At 65.8% G+C, this 18,216-nt stretch carries 22 protein-coding genes and 1 pseudogene; 20 read left to right on the forward strand and 3 right to left on the reverse strand.

The window, feature by feature from the left end:
* The first annotated feature begins 320 nt into the window (after positions 1–320).
* The 10 genes and pseudogenes from MSB02_RS00005 (at position 321) to MSB02_RS00045 (ending at position 7,669) form a co-directional block, all read left to right on the forward strand.
* Complete coding sequence (locus MSB02_RS00005) at positions 321–743, forward strand: hypothetical protein (protein ID WP_267193174.1); 423 nt, start codon at positions 321–323, stop codon at positions 741–743.
* Positions 736–897 (forward strand): DUF2200 family protein, encoded by a 162-nt coding sequence (locus MSB02_RS00010; RefSeq protein ID WP_267193175.1) that lies wholly within the window; start codon positions 736–738, stop codon positions 895–897. Before MSB02_RS00005 ends, MSB02_RS00010 begins: the two co-directional genes overlap by 8 nt.
* Positions 898–1,010: 113 nt before the next feature.
* On the forward strand, positions 1,011–1,568 hold the full coding sequence (locus MSB02_RS00015) for a carbonic anhydrase (RefSeq protein WP_267193176.1): 558 nt from the start codon (positions 1,011–1,013) through the stop codon (positions 1,566–1,568).
* A 93-nt stretch (positions 1,569–1,661) separates the two neighbouring features.
* Positions 1,662–2,018: an iron chaperone gene (locus tag MSB02_RS00020; RefSeq protein WP_267193177.1), complete on the forward strand. Its 357-nt coding sequence runs from the start codon at positions 1,662–1,664 to the stop codon at positions 2,016–2,018.
* Positions 2,019–2,163: 145 nt separating this feature from the next.
* Entirely contained in the window at positions 2,164–2,667 is a 504-nt protein-coding gene (arr, locus tag MSB02_RS00025) for an NAD(+)--rifampin ADP-ribosyltransferase (protein WP_267194087.1), read from the forward strand.
* 22 nt (positions 2,668–2,689) lie between these two features.
* Positions 2,690–3,046: a hypothetical protein gene (locus tag MSB02_RS00030; protein ID WP_267193178.1), complete on the forward strand. Its 357-nt coding sequence runs from the start codon at positions 2,690–2,692 to the stop codon at positions 3,044–3,046.
* A gap of 114 nt (positions 3,047–3,160) precedes the next feature.
* On the forward strand, positions 3,161–3,886 hold the full coding sequence (locus tag MSB02_RS00035; RefSeq protein WP_267193179.1) for an alpha/beta hydrolase: 726 nt from the start codon (positions 3,161–3,163) through the stop codon (positions 3,884–3,886).
* A gap of 66 nt (positions 3,887–3,952) precedes the next feature.
* Positions 3,953–6,751, forward strand: coding sequence for an esterase/lipase family protein (locus MSB02_RS00040; protein WP_267193180.1), 2,799 nt, complete (start codon positions 3,953–3,955; stop codon positions 6,749–6,751).
* Positions 6,748–6,813: pseudogene (locus tag MSB02_RS10550) on the forward strand (zinc-ribbon domain-containing protein); the annotation flags it as partial. The gene MSB02_RS00040 and the pseudogene MSB02_RS10550, both read left to right, overlap by 4 nt.
* 376 nt (positions 6,814–7,189) lie before the next feature.
* Entirely contained in the window at positions 7,190–7,669 is a 480-nt protein-coding gene (locus MSB02_RS00045; protein WP_267193181.1) for a hypothetical protein, read from the forward strand.
* 42 nt (positions 7,670–7,711) lie between these two features.
* Here the strand turns inward: MSB02_RS00045 and MSB02_RS00050 are convergent, their stop codons facing one another.
* A complete protein-coding gene (locus MSB02_RS00050; protein WP_267193182.1) occupies positions 7,712–8,569 on the reverse strand; it encodes a HEAT repeat domain-containing protein in 858 nt (285 codons plus the stop codon).
* Between the two features lie 54 nt (positions 8,570–8,623).
* A complete protein-coding gene (locus tag MSB02_RS00055; RefSeq protein WP_267193183.1) occupies positions 8,624–9,001 on the reverse strand; it encodes a YciI family protein in 378 nt (125 codons plus the stop codon).
* A gap of 173 nt (positions 9,002–9,174) precedes the next feature.
* On the opposite strand from MSB02_RS00055, the gene MSB02_RS00060 reads away from it, so the two are divergent.
* The 4 genes from MSB02_RS00060 (at position 9,175) to MSB02_RS00075 (ending at position 11,905) form a co-directional block, all read left to right on the forward strand.
* Positions 9,175–10,125, forward strand: a complete 951-nt coding sequence (locus tag MSB02_RS00060; RefSeq protein WP_267193184.1) for a magnesium transporter CorA family protein — start codon at positions 9,175–9,177, stop codon at positions 10,123–10,125.
* Between the two features lie 54 nt (positions 10,126–10,179).
* On the forward strand, positions 10,180–10,608 hold the full coding sequence (locus MSB02_RS00065; protein ID WP_267193185.1) for a DUF1801 domain-containing protein: 429 nt from the start codon (positions 10,180–10,182) through the stop codon (positions 10,606–10,608).
* Between the two features lie 189 nt (positions 10,609–10,797).
* Positions 10,798–11,286: a hypothetical protein gene (locus tag MSB02_RS00070; protein WP_267193186.1), complete on the forward strand. Its 489-nt coding sequence runs from the start codon at positions 10,798–10,800 to the stop codon at positions 11,284–11,286.
* A 142-nt stretch (positions 11,287–11,428) separates the two neighbouring features.
* Positions 11,429–11,905 carry a hypothetical protein gene (locus MSB02_RS00075; RefSeq protein ID WP_267193187.1) on the forward strand — a complete coding sequence of 159 codons (477 nt, stop codon included), beginning with the start codon at positions 11,429–11,431 and terminating at the stop codon, positions 11,903–11,905.
* Positions 11,906–11,915: 10 nt separating this feature from the next.
* On the opposite strand, the gene MSB02_RS00080 is transcribed toward MSB02_RS00075, so the two are convergent.
* The gene (locus tag MSB02_RS00080; protein WP_267193188.1) at positions 11,916–12,278 is read right to left on the reverse strand and encodes a hypothetical protein; all 363 of its coding nucleotides are present in this window, start codon (positions 12,276–12,278) and stop codon (positions 11,916–11,918) included.
* A gap of 187 nt (positions 12,279–12,465) precedes the next feature.
* Between MSB02_RS00080 and MSB02_RS00085 the strand changes: the two genes are divergently transcribed.
* The 6 genes from MSB02_RS00085 to whiA all read left to right on the forward strand — a co-directional run bounded on the left by MSB02_RS00085 (position 12,466) and on the right by whiA (position 18,163).
* Positions 12,466–12,972, forward strand: a complete 507-nt coding sequence (locus tag MSB02_RS00085; RefSeq protein ID WP_267193189.1) for a GNAT family N-acetyltransferase — start codon at positions 12,466–12,468, stop codon at positions 12,970–12,972.
* A 36-nt stretch (positions 12,973–13,008) separates the two neighbouring features.
* Entirely contained in the window at positions 13,009–14,895 is a 1,887-nt protein-coding gene (locus MSB02_RS00090; protein WP_407653142.1) for an ABC transporter ATP-binding protein, read from the forward strand.
* A 132-nt stretch (positions 14,896–15,027) separates the two neighbouring features.
* Positions 15,028–15,381, forward strand: coding sequence for a phage holin family protein (locus tag MSB02_RS00095; protein ID WP_267193191.1), 354 nt, complete (start codon positions 15,028–15,030; stop codon positions 15,379–15,381).
* Positions 15,382–15,395: 14 nt separating this feature from the next.
* Entirely contained in the window at positions 15,396–16,313 is a 918-nt protein-coding gene (gene rapZ, locus MSB02_RS00100; protein WP_267193192.1) for an RNase adapter RapZ, read from the forward strand.
* Positions 16,310–17,236: a gluconeogenesis factor YvcK family protein gene (locus MSB02_RS00105; RefSeq protein ID WP_267193193.1), complete on the forward strand. Its 927-nt coding sequence runs from the start codon at positions 16,310–16,312 to the stop codon at positions 17,234–17,236. The genes rapZ and MSB02_RS00105 overlap by 4 nt, the downstream gene beginning before the upstream one ends.
* Positions 17,237–18,163, forward strand: coding sequence for a DNA-binding protein WhiA (whiA, locus tag MSB02_RS00110; RefSeq protein WP_267193194.1), 927 nt, complete (start codon positions 17,237–17,239; stop codon positions 18,161–18,163).
* Positions 18,164–18,216 lie beyond the last annotated feature (53 nt).

The raw sequence follows: 18,216 nt of genomic DNA on the forward strand, positions 1-18,216 counted from the left end.
AGGCCTAACCCGGGCGTCGAGCAGGAAGCGCGCCCGTGTGCGGTAGACTCGGGTTGCCGGCGTTTGCCGGTGCGGGACGGTCGAAACGGGGGCCTGAGTGAGCGGGGCCTGATCGCGGTCCTCATCAACGCGGGTATCGTGGTCGCCGCTGGCACGTGTGCGTCACGACCTCGTTTCCGAGGGGACCACCTGCTCCGCGTGGCGTTTCTGCGACAACGAATCTGACGCGAATGAACTGGCTGATCGCTTGAGCCCTCATCGCTCGTCGTGTGCGAGTGCTTCGAGGTCGTGTTCGGTGACGCGTATTCAAAGGAGGAGTGATGGTGTTCGCAGGTTGGTACGCCTTCACCGTCGGTGTGCTGATGATCGTGCAATGGGCGTTCTTCATCCTCACTGGCCAGGTGCCCGAGTTGCAGTCCGAGCCGCTCCGTATCGCGTTCCACCTTGCGGCAGAGGGTGTGACCGCCGCACTGCTGATCGTCGCAGGCGTAGCGCTGCTGCGGTCGCGGCGGTGGGCCCGTAGCGTCGGGCTCGTCGCGTTCGGTTCGCTCGTGTACACGAGCATCGTCAGCCCCGGATACTTCGCGCAGCTCGGGCAGTGGCCGTTGGTGGCGATGTTCGCGGCGCTGCTCGCCTCGGCCGTGGCATGCATCGTCGCCCTCATGCGGATCGATGCATCGCCGGGGGCGGCTTCTGGGCGGGACCATGCGAAGTCGCTGCGCGAGAGGGATGCGCATGACTGAACATCGCCTGTTCGCCATGGAGTTTGCGAAGGTCTACCCACTCTACGTTGCGAAGGCCGAGCGGAAGATCCGCTATCTGGACAAGCTGATCGATGAGCTCGCCCGCGGCAAAGCGATGGACAAGATCCTGCGCCGACCCGCCGGTTCTTCCTGAGCCACTTCAGGTCCGAGGGAGACTGGCCAGACTCGTGCGCAGCTCCACGCACTACGCTCGGCCGGGGGCTCCCGGCAGGGTATGCTTCGCGTATGACACATGAAGGGGTGACGGTGGAACGAGAGCAGATTCTGCGCGCGCTGCGAGACGGCAACGAGCGCTACGTCCGCGAACGTGGCACCGAGCTGATTGGCGGCGTGCCCGGTGTGGTACCCGCGCATCGGCCGGTCGCGGTGGTCATCGGCTGTTCTGATGCGCGTGTGCCGGTGGAGCAGGTGTTTGACCAGCCACCAGGCTCGCTCTTCATCGTGCGGGTGGCCGGGCACGTGCTGGAGCCCGCGGCACTCGCCTCCATCCTCTATGCCACGCGTGAACTCGAGGTGCGGCTGGTGATCGTGCTCGGACACCAGGCGTGCGGCGCCGTGCGCGCCACCCTCGCCGGCACGACCGATGAGGCGCTCCTTCCGCTTGTGGCCCCCATCGCCGCGCGGCTTTCCACTGTGGGGGATGAGGGGTTCTGCGAAGACAGCGCCACCCGGACGAACACTCGCGCAGCGGTGGCCGAGGTCGAGGCGTACCTGCGCGAGGTGACGCCGGAGCTGGTCGGGCTCGTGACGGTGCGCGGTGCGGTGAAGTCGCTCGACAGCGGCGAGGTGGAGTGGCTGGAGTAGACTCGGACCGCGAAGCGATGCCCGCGCGCTCATCGTGCGCCCGGCCGCGTCACACGTGCGCGTTCCAGAATCGACAGGCAGGTGGTGGTTCCAGTGGCAGATGCGACAGCTGGTAGCCCGATCGACGAATACATCGCAGGATTCCCACCCGAGACGCAGGCCGTGCTCCAACGATTTCGCGCCATCATCAGCGAGTCGGCTCCGGACGCTGTCGAGACGATGAGCTACGGCATCCCCACGTTCGATCTTCGTGGCACGCACCTGGTGCACTTCGGTGGCTTCACCAGGCATGTGGGCTTCTATCCCACGCCCACTGGCACCGAGGCGTTCAAAGAGGAGCTGTCACGCTTCAAGTCGGGCAAGGGATCCGTGCAGTTCCCACTCGGCCAGCCTCTTCCGGAGGATCTCATCCGCCGTATGGTGGAGTTCAGGGTGGCGGAGCTGGGATGAGGCGCACTCGGTGAAGAACAGCGGCTGCGTGATCGAGCAATACCGGGACGGACGGCTCGTGCGGACCTTCACGCCGTCGGGCGATCAGGTTCGCCCGTGGCGCATGGAGGTCAACGGTAAGAGCTACTTGAGAACGAACGGATGGGTGCTCTCCAAGATCCTGCCGACATTGGTGGAAGGTTCCCGCGTGACCACCAGGGTGGTGCAGTGGACCCCGGTCACGCTGGACCACTGCGATCACGTGGAGGGGCCCTTCTATCACGGAACGAAGTCGGTGCTGCAGGCGGGCGACGAACTCACGCCGGGCTTCGGCTCCAACTTCCAGGACGGGCGCGTCTCCAACAACATCTACTTCTCGGCACTGATAGACACCGCCGCCTGGGGGGCGCAGTTGGCCACCGCGCTGTCCGGAGGTGAGGGCCGTGGGTACATCTACGTCGTAGAGCCTCTGGGCGCGTTCGAGGATGACCCCAACGTCACCAACAAGCGGTTCCCCGGCAATCCCACCAGGTCATACCGGACCCGAGACCCGCTACGGGTCGTCCGTGAACTCGTGGAGTGGGAAGAACACAGCGCCGAGGATCTCAGCGCGATGCTGGAGCACCTCGCCCGTCTCCGGGAGCAGGGGCTCGACACCATCGAAGACTGAAGCACCGCAGGAGGTGTGCAAGATGATCACCACGAAGGAGGGCTCAGAGCTGCAACGTTCCGATCCCGGCACGCATGGCGCGATGCCCCGAAGCGCCGCCGGCTGGTGGGCGATCGTCCTGAGTGTGATCGGCCTCGGTTCATGGATCATCCTGCCGCTCATCACGATCAACTTCCGAGACACGTTCCCGATCACAGACACGGCTCTGATGCCGATCATCGGCATCGTGCTGGTCGATCTTGCGGCGGCGATCGATCTGTTGTGCGTGCTGCGCTGGAAGGAGCGCTCCACGCTCAACATCATCGCCCTGGTGATCACGCTCCCCGCGGCGTTGTTCTTCACCTTCATCGTGGTGGGCGAGGCGTTGGGTGGCGTATGAGCAAGTCCCGTATCGTGAGTGCTCCTCTGCCGCGGGCGGCCCCCGACTATCTGCGGGATACTGTGTGATGTCATCCTTCCGCTGGTCGACCGTCCACTTCGAGACGAGGTAGCGATGCGCAGACTGCTCAAGCCCGTGCTCATCACACTGGCGGCGCTCCTTGTGCTCGCCTCGGCAGGGTTCTACGGCTGGACGCGTGTCGCGCGATACCCGGCCTTTCCCGAGGCGGCGACGCTGGCGCGATCTGCAGAGACGGAGCGTGGCTGGTACGTGTTCCAGCCCGATGGGGAGGTGCGGGGCGGCCTGGTCTTCTACCCGGGAGGACTCGTCGATCCTGCGGCTTACGCGCCCCTGATGCAGCAGGTCAGCGATCGCGGGATCCTTGCGGTCATCGTGCCGATGCCGCTCGACCTGGCGGTGTTCGGCATCGGTCGCGCCGATGACGTCATCGAGGTCTACTCGGATGTGGACACCTGGGCGATTGGCGGCCATTCGCTCGGCGGCGCGATGGCTGCTGAATACGTGAATAGTGGGGCGGACTCCATCGACGGGATCGTGCTGCTCGCGTCCTATCCTGCCGAATCCACGGATCTCTCCGGCCTTCCGATCGGAGCGCTCTCCATCTACGGGACGGAGGATGGCGTGTCCGGGGACGTCTTCGAGGAGTCGCTTCAGCGTCTGCCGGTCGATGCCACGCTCGTGGAGATCGAGGGCGGCAATCACGCGCAGTTCGGCGACTACGGACCCCAGGAAGGGGACGGGGTCGCCACCATCGATCGCACCGAGCAGCAGCGCATGACCGCCAGGGCGATCACCGTGATGGTGGAGGGGCTCGAGTAGCGCCGCCCTTGCTGGCGCGACGCGTGCGCTAGAATCGGAGCACGCGGGTGTGCGCCGGGGGTGTGTATGGCGGGTCGGGCAAGAGATTCCGGATACGCGGGGCGGCAAGCGTGGACGCCTGCGCCGCGGCGACGCACGATCACCGTGCTGGCGTGCACGTTGGCGCTCACGGTAGCCCTGACCGCGGCATTCGCCGCACCTGCGGCGGTAAGCGCAGCTGACCACGATACGGTGGGTGACGCGATATCCTCGGCTGCTTCGAGCTTCGGTGTCACCGGTCTCGATCAGAGCGTGAGCGATCTCAGCGGCCCGACGCACGAAGTGCAGATGGTGTACGACTTCCTGCACATGTGGCGGAGCGGAGGCGGCGCGTCTCCGGACGTGCTCCAGGAATGGACCGCTCACTACAGCACCCCGTCGGGTTGGCCGCTCTACATCTGCGTTTCGAGATTCGACCCCCTGGATTCCGAGGAGGCCTACCGGCTCTGGGCCTCCCGTTACGATGATGAGATCCGCGCGATCTACTCTGGCTTCCAGGGCGAGATGCCCTCAGGGTTCTCGGCCAGAGAGGTCCGCGTAGGCGATACGAAGGGCACCGAGTGGGCGTTCACGGTTCCGGGTGGGATACGCGAGAAGACGCTGGGGTGGCGTCAGGGCCCGCTGGTCATCGAGGTGAATTACGGTGAAGGCGCCAGTTCCAGCGGATTCGCCGAGCTGCTGTTCAACGAACTCGACAGTCTCGACCTGGAGGATGCCTCGCGGCCCGAATCCGCCGACGAGCCGCTCGCTCCAGAGACCCCGACCGAAGGGCTCACGGTCGGCGCCTTCCCGGGCAGCTTCAGCGCGCTGGGAGATGAAGTGCGCATCACGATCGGCCTCTCCGGAGCCGATGCGCAGGATGCCCCGGTCTCGCTCACCGGTCACGGACGCGACCTCCACGCGGTCACCGATGCAGGAGGGTCGGCGTCGTTCGTGGTGATCCACGACGATGAGAGCGTTTCCGAGTACCGCTTCCGCATCGTTGCGGGGGATCGGCAACGCGATGTGGTCATCCCCGTCCTGTCGCTTCGCATCCTGCCCGAGGATGACCCTGGGACGGGTGAGCCGTACGCTGGCGTGGTTGCCGACGGGCGGTCCACGCTGACCCTCAGGATCGAGCTCGGCGCCGATACGGAGGGTGTGCTTCGCGTGGCCCCGCCGGTCGTCGGTTCGCTCGAGGGTGACGGGCTGGCGGATGACGGGACGCTCACGCTGCAGTCTGGCGCGGTGGTGCTTACGTACGCTCCGCCCCCATACGTGACGAGCGATCATCTGGACACGGTGATCACTCCCCCGGCGCCTGGTGACACGCTCATGAGCGCTCGTGATGCGCGAACGGCATACTCCAACGGGGGTAGGATCCATATCGCGACCATCCCGCTGGAATTCACGTTCACGGGCGCGGATGGGCGCGACACCACAGTGAAGCACGACGTCCTCGTGGCGCGACCTCCCGTCATGCTCGTCCACGGATTCACCGGTGACGCGTCCACGTGGTCGCGCCTTCACTCGTATCTGGGTGAACGCGGCTTCGACGGGGTGATCAACGAGTACTACGCCGGGAACCAGGGGATCCACGACCAGGCCGAACTGCTCGGGAGGGACATAGCGCGCGAGAAGGACCGCTATGCCACGGCGGGTCTGAAGATCGCTGCGGTCGACGTGGTGGGTCACAGCATGGGCGGATTGATCGCCCGGGAGTACGTCTATGGCCTGGCGCCGCATCCCGACGACGTGCGCAAGGTCATCATGGTAGGCACGCCCAACCACGGCGCCACATTCACCGACAAGATCCTCGGCAATCTGGCGACCGAGTGGAGCGGGGCACACTCGTTGGCCTCAGAGCAGCTGTACTCCGGAAGCGCGTTCATGGCGCAGATCAACGACGGCGAGGCCGTTGGCCGCCACCTCGCACCCGGCGTGCAGTACGGCAACATCTACGGCGTACGGGATGACTGGGTCGTCACACAGTCGTCCGCCTGGCTCAACGGGGTTGCGGAGCGGCGCATCACGGGTGTCACGCACTCGCCCGCCATTCCGGTGCCCGGTACGCCGATCGCCGAGTCGGCGCAGGTGTTCGACTGGATCCTGGCCTGGCTCGGATCCGATATCCAGCGGGCCGCCCTCAAGGACACGCGGGTCGAGATAGTGGCTGGCCGAGGCGAGGTGTACCTTGCCGGGTGGGGCGACGATGGCGCGCCCACACGGAGCGAGATCGCATCGTTCCCTCGCAGCGTTCCAGCATGGCAGGACGTGGGTACCGGATCGGATAGCGGTGCCCGCATCCGCCTTTCAGTGGCCGGCCTGGCGTGGGGTTCCATCGATCTGGCGCCCGATACCCTCATCACGCTCGGCAATCTCACGCCCGAATCGGTCACCGTGCGGGTTCGGCAAGGAAGCGCGCGTTTCCGTTCGCTGAGAAGGGCTGGCGGAGGACATTTCGAGGTTGTCGTAGGCGAGGGCGAGCCGGGAGCCTGGACCGAGTTCCACCCCGACGCGAAGGTGATCGGACTCGACACCGATTTCGTGGTCTTGGCTGGAGCCACGGGTCAGGGTTCCGTGGAGGCGCTCGTGCTCGAGGGCCGCGCGCTCTTTGACGGCGGTTCTGCGGCTTCAGGCGGGGAGCGGGTCGAACTGAGCGTGCTCCAGGCCGGCGTCACTGGCGGGAAGGCGAGTGAGGTCTCCGCACTCGCTGGTGACCAATGGTGGGCCGACGCGTTCTACCGGCCGTCGTTCACTGAAGTGCTCGGCGAGTGGTGGGCCATCATCCGGTCGCAGTTCGAGTTGTGGTTCGCCGCTCTGCTTGAGGGGGATGGCGCCTCGTGAGCTTCTGCACCGCATGCGGCTCATCTATGAGCGAGACCGATCGGTTCTGCACCGCGTGCGGGGCGCCCCGCACTGAGTCGCCGGCGATTCACGGGTCTCGTGAGCGCTCCCCCCGCACGGCGCGCAGGATCGCAGTTCTCACGGTAGTATTCGTGGTGGCCTGCGCACTCGCGCTGGTCACCGGCTACACGGTGTGGTCGTCGCCGCCGCGGGTGGATCCCGCCGCCGTCGAGGTGAGGATCATCCCGTGACGTGATGGTGACCCCCCAAGGGGCGCTGTGCCGGTCATGGTATGGTGAGCCACGGATGAGCAGGGGGCACCGTTCCGCTGCTTGGTCCGCGGGACGGCCACGGCTGTGCAGACTCCAGCGGCCGAAGCATGGTTGCGTGCCATCTCGTACGAGACGCGGGGGCGTTCGTAGACGAGAGGAGTACGTCATGAGTATCCGTAATCCGATCCGGGTCCTTCTGCTGCTGGTGGCGCTGTTGCTTGCTGTCACCGCTGCGGGGTGCGGTGGTCAGGACGCAGGGTCCACATCGCCGGAAGCTTCTTCCGAGCCTGCCGCAGAGCCGGCTGAGCCAGAAGTCGTTCCCCAGGAGGATGGATCTCTCGAATTCGATGAGATCCCCGGGATCGACGGGTACGAGGTGACCGAGGAAAACGTGATGGGCAACGAGCTGTACGTCAACCTCGTGGGCGACGCCACTGAGGAGCAGGCGTTGGCTGACTTTTCCGAGTGGGCGCTTGACGAGGAATGGGCGCCGCTCGACATGGAGTTTCCCAACGTCGACCTCGTCTACGGCAAGCAGGACCGTGTCTACCCGATGAAGATATCGGTCTTCCCTCAGCCATCCACTGGCGGTGTGGAGGTCCTGGTGATGATGCCCGCGCACGGAGACAAGCTCGGCGACTGGTAGCGTTCGGATCGGGAGATGCCCGATGACAGTGCCGCGCTGTGTTCAGCGCCTCTTCTGGGCCTTGTCGAGGAGCTTCAGTCCCTTGGCGGCCTGCTTCGCAACAGACTTCTCGCCGTCGGCGGAGAGTTGCCGGAGATAGGGCCGGGCCGACTCGTCGGCTCTCTTGGCCATCTTCGCGAGCAGCTTCGCCGTGAGCAGCCGTGCGCTCACGGCGTCATCGCCGATATGCCGCGTGACGGCGTTGACCGTCAGCAGCTGGTCGCGCTCCTTGAGCATGATCTCGGCTGCCGTCGAGCCCTGCATCGCCAGGTCCACCAGCGCTGGTGCGTGTTCCGGGCGGACGTGGTCGTCCAGCTGTAGCAGGAGTGATGCAGCCTTGTCCCGCCACGCGAACTCCTGCTTGTGACGCTGCGCGGGGTCGGTCACGTCCGGGTCGACCGGCACGTCTCCCACGGTGATGAGGTCCAGAAGGGCCTCCGGGTCGGCCACATCGTGCCAGTCGGCAGTCCACCCCTTCGTGCGCTGGCCGAGGGCGACCCTCGCGATCTTCTCGATCGGCGCACTGAGGTCTCCTGCGTTCTGGGTCGCGAGAGTCGCCGCCGCCATGCCCGGCCCGATAACGTGGCCGTCGTACATCGCGAGGTCGTTGAGCGCATCGGTGAAGCCGGGATGCCCCGCGAGACTCACGCGCGCCGGGTCGGCAAGGAGCCGCGTGAGCGCAGGCACGGTCCTGTCATCCCAGTCGATCGCACCAAGGAAGACAGCTGCGGTGCCACGGACCTCCGGTTGGTGGGCCGAGCGGCTCAGCTCCACAAGCGTGTCCAGGGCTTCCGGATCGCGCTCCTCATAGGCGCGTGTCCCCGTGGCGCGTACCTCATCCAGCGATAGGCGGTCGGTCATGACGCGCTCCTTCCAGCACATGTCGCGGCCACGTGATCGCGGTTCCGGGTCGCCTCACTCCGTTGGCGATTCGTCGTCGGGCACGAACAGCCGCCGCACCTCAACGCCGCCGTCACGCGTCGCCGGATGCGCACGCGCTGCGTGCACCGCGGTGTCCATATCCGGTGCCGAGATCACATAGAACGCCGCGGGGACGAGATCCGAATCCACGAGCGGGCCGCTCCGCACCTCGTCGCCGACGATCGTGGTCGCGTCGACGCTCGACTCGAACGCGAAGCCCCGCTGTCCCGCGAAGTAGGAGCCGCCGAGCACCTTGCCGCCCAGCTCCTTGGCGAGGGCAGGGTAGCGCTCGATCTCATCGAGGTGATGCTTGGAGAGCGCCATCGGGTCTGCTGGCGGTGCAGAATACACGAGCACTCCGAACTGCGGCATCCGAGCCTCCTTACGGGTCAGGTCACACGTGTGTCATACCCGAGGCCCATGCCGCACACTCATGGGGTTCAAGAGCACACCCGGTGCGGTATGCTCGTGAGCGGCGCGGACGAGCAGCTCTCCGTGCACTGGCAGTACCCGCCCTGGCGGCAGCACGACGAGCGGAGGCGAACGTGATCCGGATCAGGCGTAAGACGTTCAGCGGCAACGAGGTCCAGGAGTTGCGCAGCCTCCCCGAGGATGGAAGCGCGTGGGTCGATGTGGTCAAGCCGTCCGATGCGGAGCTGGACAAGCTCGCGGAGATGGTGGCGGTCGACCGGGATGTGTTGCGGGCCGCGCTGGATGATGAGGAGCTGCCCCGGCTTGAGGTCGAGGAAGACTATGTGATGGTCATCCTCGACGTTCCGCAGGTGGAGCGGGACATGGAGGACTTCATCGTCTACCAGACCTACCCGCTGGGCATCATCCACACGCCGCGGGCCTTCGTGACCGTACGGCTCTACGAGAGCCACGTGCTCGACCGCTTCGTGAGCGGCGGCTACCGCGGCTTCTCCACACACAAGCGGAGCCGTTTCACCGTGCAGATCGTGCGCGAGGTAGCCGCAGCCTACGTGAACGCGCTGCGCAGCATCGACACGGCCAGCACTCGCCTCGAGATGAGCCTGCGCAAGTCGATGCAGAACGCGGAGCTGATCCAGATGCTCTCCCTCGGGAAGTCGCTGGTCTACTTCTCCACGTCGCTCAAGGCCAACCAGGGAGTGTTGCGACGCATGGCCCGCAATGCGCTCTTCACCGAGTACGAGGAAGACGCCGAGTTGCTCGAAGATGCGGTGCTCGAGACCGAGCAGGCCATGGAGATGGCCGAGATCTACACTAACATCCTCAATTCCACGATGGACGCGCTGGCGTCGGTGATCTCCAACAACCTCAACGTGGTGATGAAGGTGCTCACCTCGGCAGCGATCGTGATGGCCGTCCCCACGGTGATCGCGAGTTGGTACGGCATGAACGTGATCGACATCCCGCTCGCCGAGACTCCCGGGGCGTTCTGGATAGTGGTGGCGATCTCGATCCTCCTCGGCACGGCGATCGGATGGTGGCTGCGCAAACGGAATCTTATGTAGGAGAAGGGGCGCGAGCATCGATATGACCGGCGATCCGTTGAGAGAGGTGCACCCATGGCCGAGTTGAAGACCCAGCCCACCAACGCGAGCGTCGATGACTTCATCGCGGAGGCGTGCGGTGAAGGCAGGAGCGACGACTGCCGTGCGCTCGTGGAGATGATGTCCCGCCTCTCCGGATCCCATCCGGTCATGTGGGGCCCGAGCATCGTCGGCTTCGGGAGCTATCACTACCGGTACGCCAGCGGGCGTGAGGGCGACTGGTTCGAAGTGGGGTTCTCGCCCCGCAAGCGTGACCTCACGCTGTACATCATGTCCGGCTTCGACGGGTACGAGGATCTGCTCGCGCGACTCGGGACGTTCCGCACCGGCGTGTCATGTCTGTACGTGAAGAGCCTCGCCGATATCGACCTGCAGGTCCTTGAGGAGCTCGTCTCAGCTTCCATCGCCCACGTGCGTGCCGAGATGGACACAACCCACCGCTGAGCTGCACGAGGCAGCGGCCGTACGTCAGACGGAGGCGCCTTTCGTCATCTTGCCGCATCCAAGAGGCCTTTCAGACGTTATCGTATGCGGTGGCTCGTGCCTGCGACCTCACACGTCGGCTGGATGTGGGCCACCTGTCACCCCGGCGAATGGTTACCGTGCGCGCCGCGCACGTGCAGCGGAGGGACCGTGATCGGCATGACCGTGGCGCAGTTCTTCGATCGGGCGATCTCCTGGGAGCGAGCAGCCGAGGTCTTCTACTCAGCGCTCGCGGAGATGTTCGTCGCCGATCTTGCTGCACGCGACATCTGGCTCAAGATGGCGGCCGACGAGGCGCTTCACGTGACCCTGCTTGAGACGGGACTTGTCCACCTTGCCGACGACGAGAGGGCACAGGCGCTGACAGCGCATCAGCTCGATGTCGTTGACTCGATCGAGCGCGAGCTCCGGGAGATCCGGAGCGAGAAGATCGCCACGCTCGATGATGCGTACGAACTCGCCAACAGGCTCGAGAGCTCGGAGATCAACAGCGTCTTCCAGATGCTCGTGCTGGACAAGCTTGAGCCGGATACGCGGAGCGAGCTGGTGAGGTCGCAGTTCGAAGAGCACGTGGCACGTCTTGCCGAGTTGCGGCGCGCGTTCACACGCGAGGAGCGCAGAGCGCTCTCGTGCTCCTGAGCGGTGCGCCCGTGGACAGCCGGATGTGCGCCACGCATGCGGCCGGATCCACGCTGGATGTGGTAGCGTAGTCGGCTGTGAAGGGCCGCATCGCGGCGTTCCCGCTCCGCGCAGACCGCTGTTGACCAGAAGGGGATCGACGATGAACAAGAAGGGCCTCACCCGGGCACTCTTCCTCGCGCTCGCGCTCGTGCTTTCACTCGCGCTTTTCGGTTGCGGCAGCGACGAGGCTGACTCGTCGTCATCATGGGGTGAGTCCTCGCAATCCAGCGACACCAGCGGTACCGTCGCCGACGCGGGATCCCAGGCTGCACCGGCCGACTTCGATGACATCCCCGACCTGTCGGACTATGAGATGGTCGACGAGACCGAGATGGGCACCGAGCTGTACGTGACGTTCGAGGGCGATGCGGACCCCGAGCAGGCGCTCGCCGATTTCGGCGCATGGGCGGAGGCGAATGGGTGGACGGCGCTGGACGTCGACTGGCCCAACACCGACCTGGCGTTCGAAAAGGCCGATCGGGTCTACCCCTTGAAGATCTCGGCCTACCCACGCTCAGGCGGCTCGGAGATCCTGCTCATCATGCCTGCCGAGGGAGAGAAGCTCGGCGACTGGTAGGCTGCTCGGCTCAGGGCGTGATCATCACCGGGCCGTCGGCATCGTCGTCGCGCTTCTCGGTCGCACGGGGCCGGTAGTTCGCGGGTACGGCGCGGGCGTTCGACCATTCCACCATCGTGGCATCGCACACGGCACAGAGCACGGTCTCGCCCATGGCCACGATCGACAGCTGCGTGCCGCGCGAGAACTGCGTGAGTGCGTGCGGGCGCTTGACGAGGTCGGTCCCGCCACAGGTGACGCACCGCTCGGGCTCTTCGTCGCGAAGCCATGAACGTCCGCACGCCCCGCAGGTGATACGGATACCGTCGGGTGTCTCAGAACCGCGTATGTCGTCCGACTCGCCGCAGTCCGGGCAGGCGATCGTTCGGGCCATGGCAGACTCCTTGCGTCGTGGCGCGGCCATCATGCGTGTGTGACCCCGAGGGTACCAGCGCGATCTCTCCGCGTCTCGCAGACGGAGCAAGGCGTTGGCGACGGTCCTGCGAGTGTCGCCTCGATGCGCTACCCTGCTGGAGGCCGGTCGAACCGGTGCACGGACAGCGTCAGAAGGGAGCAGGCTTGTGATCATCCGCCTCGAGACCCCGCGCGACGTAGACTCGATACGCGATATCACCATCGCTGCGTTCAAGGACCACCCGTTCAGCAGGCAGACGGAGCACCTCATCGTCGATGCGTTACGAGAAGCGGGCGCTTTGCAGGTGTCGCTGGTCGCCGAGACGGGCGGCGACGTAGTGGGACACATCGCATTCTCGCCCGCAGTGGTGGGCGACGCGCTCACCGGTTGGTTCCTTCTAGGCCCGGTCTCGGTACATCCCGACCACCAGGGGTCGGGAGTGGGCCGCGCGCTCGTCGAGGCAGGATTGGATGTGCTTCGTTCGAGAAGCGCATCCGGATGCGTTCTGGTGGGCGACCCGTCGTTCTACGCGCGGTTCGGTTTTCAGCAGTGCGGAGACGCCACGTATCCCGGTGTGCCGGCAGACAATGTTCTATGCCTGGCACTCGGTGATGAGACGCCATCGGGCGAGATCCGTCATCATCCCGCGTTCGACGCCTCACCCGCAGAGTAGGGGAGCGCCCCTCAAGACAGGAGGCCGTAGGTGTTCGTGGTCCCGGGGTCGAACAGCCGATCGGGAGTCAGTTCGTTCAAGCTGGACCCTTCGGTCAAAGACGCCAAGGTGGCGCCAGGCACGTCCCGGCGCATCCTGGGGCTGCTGCGACCGTACCGCGCCATGGTCGCCGGGTTCCTCGTACTGGTGGCGGTCGATGCCGTTATCGGCGCCGTGGATCCGCTCATCTACCGGGAGATCATCAACCGGGGCATCCTGGGAGGCGACGCGGGGCTCGTCATCTCGCTGGCGCTCCTGATCGCGGGCCTGGCCGTGCTCGACGGCGGCGTCCTGCTGGTCCAGCGGTATCTCGGACTCCGCATCGGCGAGGGTCTCATCTACGACATGCGTACGAGGGTCTATGCGCACGTGCAGCGGATGGGACTCGGCTTCTTCGTGCGAACCCAGACCGGCGCACTGGTGAGCCGGCTCGACAACGACGTCCAGGGTGCCCAGACGGCGCTCACCAACGTGCTTTCAACGGTCATCGGCAACCTGATGCGCGTGACGCTCGTGCTGATCGCGATGTTCGCGTTGTCGTGGAAGCTCACGCTGATCGCGCTCATACTGCTTCCCGTGTTCGCCTTGCCAGCGCGCTGGGTGGGGCAGCGGATGCGCCGCATCACCCGCGAGGGCTACGACCTGAGCGCCGAGATGAACACGATGATGGTGGAGCGCTTCAACGTGGCCGGTGCGCTCCTGGTGAAGCTCTTCGGTCGACGCGCAGATGAGGAGGCCGAGTTCGCCGGGAAGGCGGCCCGGGTCCGCGATATCGCGGTGACCCGGGGAGTATACGGCCGCATGTTCTTCGTGTCGCTCACACTCACCGCAGCGTTGGGCACGGCGCTTGTGTACGGATGGGGCGGCGCGATGGCTGCCCGTGGTCTCGTCGACGTGGGTACGGTCGTCGCCCTCACGGCATACCTCAACCGTTTGTATGGGCCCCTCACGGCGCTGTCCAACATCAACGTCGACGTCATGACCGCGCTCGTCTCCTTCGAGCGTGTCTTCGAGGTGTTGGATCTACCGCTCCTGGTGAAGGACAAGCCAGACGCGGTGACTCTCGATCGCGGTCCGGCGCGCGTGGAGTTCGAGAACGTGGAGTTCTCGTATCCGTCGTCGAAAGACGTGTCGCTCGCCTCGCTCGAGTCGGTAGCCGTCACCGACCTGCCCGAAGGGCAAGCCGTGCTCCGTGACATCAGTTTCGTCGCAGAACCCGGGAAGCTCGTCGCGCTGGTCGGCCCCTCGGGCGCCGGGAAGTCGACCATCAGCTACCTGATCCCGCGTCTGTACGACACCGACAGCGGGGCCGTGCGAGTCAATGGAGTGGATGTTCGCGACGCCACCCTCGAATCGCTGCATGATGTCGTGAGCATGGTCACGCAGGACCCCCATCTCTTCCACGACACCCTTCGAGCGAACCTGCTCTATGCGGATCCCGATGCCACACCGGACGAGCTCATAGCTGCGCTCGAAGGCGCGCAGATCCGCACGCTCGTGGACTCGCTGCCCGAGGGTCTCGACACGCTCGTGGGCGACCGCGGCTACCGGCTCTCGGGCGGAGAGAAGCAGCGGATCGCGATCGCGCGACTGCTCCTGAAGGCGCCCGACGTCGTCGTGCTTGACGAGGCGACCGCCCATCTCGACTCCGAATCGGAGGCGGCGGTGCAGCGCGCGCTGAAGACGGCGCTTGCCGGACGGACCTCGATCGTCATCGCCCACCGCCTGTCCACCATCCGCGATGCCGACCTCATCCTGGTGGTGGATGGCGGAAGGATCGTGGAACACGGGGCTCACGAGAGCCTGCTGGCCGCCGGTGGACTGTACGCCGAGCTCTATCACACGCAGTTCCGCACGGAGCCGGCGGGCGACGAGGGCTCCTGAGTGCTCTAGACGACTGTCAGACGCGGGCGAACGTCCGTCGCACACGTTCTGCACCATTGAGGGTCATACCCCGCTGCTATACTCTCAGGACTGGCAGCAAAGACCCGCATCAGCGGTGAAGGGAGCAGTGCCGTGAAGTTCCTCATTCGTATGCTGTTCAGCGCCGCGGCCATCTTCGGTGTGGCCTACCTTTCCGACGGCGCGCTACTCAAGGTCGACGCCTTCTGGCCCTCCGCGGTGATCGCGGCGCTCGTGCTCGCGGTCGTGAACGCGGTGGTCAAGCCGATCGTGCACGTCCTTTCACTCCCGGTCACGGTCCTCACGCTCGGTCTGTTCTCGCTCGTGATCAGCGCAGGCATGCTCTATCTCGTGGCGTGGGTGGTCGACGGGGTCTCCACCACCGGCTTCTGGCAGACACTTGTCTCAGCGGTCATCATCGCCATCGTCACGTCGGTAGGCACATCGCTGGCTGATTCGGGCAAGTAGTCGAGGAGGCTGAGATGGCCGGAGACATCGACATCGGCGATTCATCGCCCGCGCCGGTTGCCGAGCGCGATCTGGTGCTCATCACCGGGATGTCGGGCGCGGGCCGTACGCAGGCGATCCACACGTTCGAGGACTTGGGCTATTTCTGCATCGACAACCTGCCGCCGGCGCTTCTCGGACAGTTGGTCTCGCTTGCCGCGCTGCCGGGCAGCCGCGTGCGCAAGGTCGCCGTGGTGTGCGACGTGCGCGGCGGGGCGTTCTTCGAGGAGCTCATCAGCGAGATCGACCGTCTTGAGGCCCGCGGCGAGCGGCCACGCATACTGTTCCTCACGGCCGACGACCGCACGCTCGTGAACCGCTTCAAGGAGACCCGTCGGCGGCATCCCCTTGCCGACATCGGGTCGGTCACAGAGGGGATATCCCGGGAGCGCGAGCTCCTACAGGCGGTGGAGCAGCGCGCCGATCTGCTCATCGACACCACGGACCTGCCGCCCAGACGACTGCGCGCACTCATCCGCGAGGAGTTCATCACCGCGGGTCGTGAGACCCAGTTGATGGTCACTGTCTCCTCGTTCGGGTTCAAGTACGGCGTGCCCATCGACGCGGACGTCGTGATGGACGTGCGCTTCCTGCCCAATCCGTACTACCTCGACAGACTTCGCTCCAAGACCGGACTCCAGGACGAGGTCAGGGAGTTCGTGTTCAGCAAGCCGGAGGCGGAGATCTTCCTGGACCGGTGGTATCCGCTGATCGAGTTCCTGCTGCCCAACTACCTCTCAGAGGGCAAGACCGCGCTCCACATCGCGCTTGGCTGCACGGGCGGCATGCACCGCAGCGTGGCGCTCGCGGAAGAGACGGCCGCGCATGTCCAGCGACTCGGCTACACGGTGACGGTCACGCATCGCGACATCTCGAAGGACAGGACGCGATGACGACGGGCGGCTCAGCGGTAGCGATCGGCGGCGGGACAGGGCTCCCTCTGGTGCTGCGCTGCATGCTCCGGGCCGGTCTCGAGCCCACGGCCGTGGTGACCATGGCCGACGACGGCGGCTCCTCCGGGCACCTGCGCCGGGAGCTGGGGATGCTCCCGCCCGGTGACATCCGCAACTGTCTTGTGGCGTTGGCCGATCCCGGGAGCGAGCTCGCGCCGGTCTTCCAGTACCGGTTCGCCTCGGGGGAAGGTCTGGCGGGTCATGCCATCGGGAATCTGATCATCGCCGCGCTCGCGGACCTCGAAGGTGGCTTCGGCGAGGCGGTGGAGGCTGCCGGCCGGATGCTCGGGGTTCGCGGGAGCGTGGTACCGTCCACCCTCGCAGACGTGGTCCTCTCCGGATGGGACAGTGCGGGCCGACGTGTGATCGGACAGGCCAGGGTGGCCGAGACGGAAGGTCCCATATCGCAGGTCCGTCTCGAGCCGCGCGATGCTCCTGCCTATGGCCCGGCTCTTGACGCCATCCGTGACGCCGATGTGGTGGTGATCGGCCCGGGCAGCCTCTTCACCAGCATCATCCCCAACTTCCTCGTGAGTGGCGTGACCGACGCGCTTCGCGAGAGCGACGCGCGTGTCGTGTACGTGTGCAACGTGGCGAACATGCGTGGCGAGACCCAGGGAATGGATGCCGCCGACCACGTGGACGCTCTCGTCGCGCACGGCCTGGAGGGCCTGATCGACGTAGCGCTCGTGGATATCCCTGCCGAGCCGGCGGGTCGTAGGCATGTCCTGGCGGGCGACGATCAGCTTTCGCGGATCCGGGCTCACGGCGTGCGTGTCGTGACCGCCGACCTCACCGACGCCGGTGACCCCGCGCGTCACGATCAGGACAGACTGCTCGCGGCGCTCACGGAGGTGTGGTGAATGTCGTTCACTGCCGAGGTGAAGGAGGAACTCGCCCGCATCGAGGCGGCCAAGGCCTGTTGCGCTCGTGCGGAGCTCTCGGCGCTCATCCGCGTCGAGGGGGCGCTCCATTTCACCGGCCAGGGGCGGGTACGACTTGAGATCGCCACCGAGACGGCGCCCGTGGCGCGCAAGGTGATCAAACTCCTGCACGGCACGTATGACCTTGAGACCGAGTTGACCGTCAGGCGCTCTGTGCTGCACCGGTCGAACAACTACCTGATCACCGTGATCGACCAGCCGGCGTTGCAGCCGGCGCTGACCGAGATGGGTATCATCGACCGCTCGTACGCCCCGCTGTACGAACTGCCCTCGAGGCTGGTGAAGAAGGACTGCTGCGCCATCGCATACCTGCGGGGCGTGTTCCTCGGCGGAGGATTCGTCGCCGATCCCCATGGCGACTTCCATTTCGAGCTCACCGCCGAGTCCGAGCCGATCGCCCACGATCTGGTGCGTCTGATGGCGCGCTTCGACATCCATGCCCGGGTCACCCAGCGGCGGGGAGCGTACACGGTGTATCTCAAAGGCGCCGAGCCGATCGTCACGTTCCTGGCGCTGGTGGGTGCGCACCGGGCACTGCTCCGAACCGAGGATGTGCGTATCCTGAAGGAGATGCGTAACGACGTGAACCGTCTCGTGAACGCCGAGACGGCGAACCTCCAGAAGACCGCGGCCGCGGCAGCGGGGCAGGTCGCTGCGGTCAGGGCGATCGAGCGGGCGCGAGGGTTGGAGTCGCTGCCGCCTGCATTGCGCGAGATCGCGTCGCTGAGGCTCGAGTATCCGGAGGTCAGCCTTCGCGAGCTCGGCGAGCTGGCCGACCCGCCGCTGTCGAAGTCGGCGGTCTATCATCGCATCCGGAGGCTCGAGGAGCTGGCGGAAGAGGGGTAGGTACTAGTCGGGACCGCCCGCCCGGGCGCCCCGGTGCTCACGTTTGCGGGTTA

Source organism: Anaerosoma tenue (assembly GCF_023161965.1).
Classification (GTDB): domain Bacteria; phylum Actinomycetota; class Coriobacteriia; order Anaerosomatales; family Anaerosomataceae; genus Anaerosoma; species Anaerosoma tenue.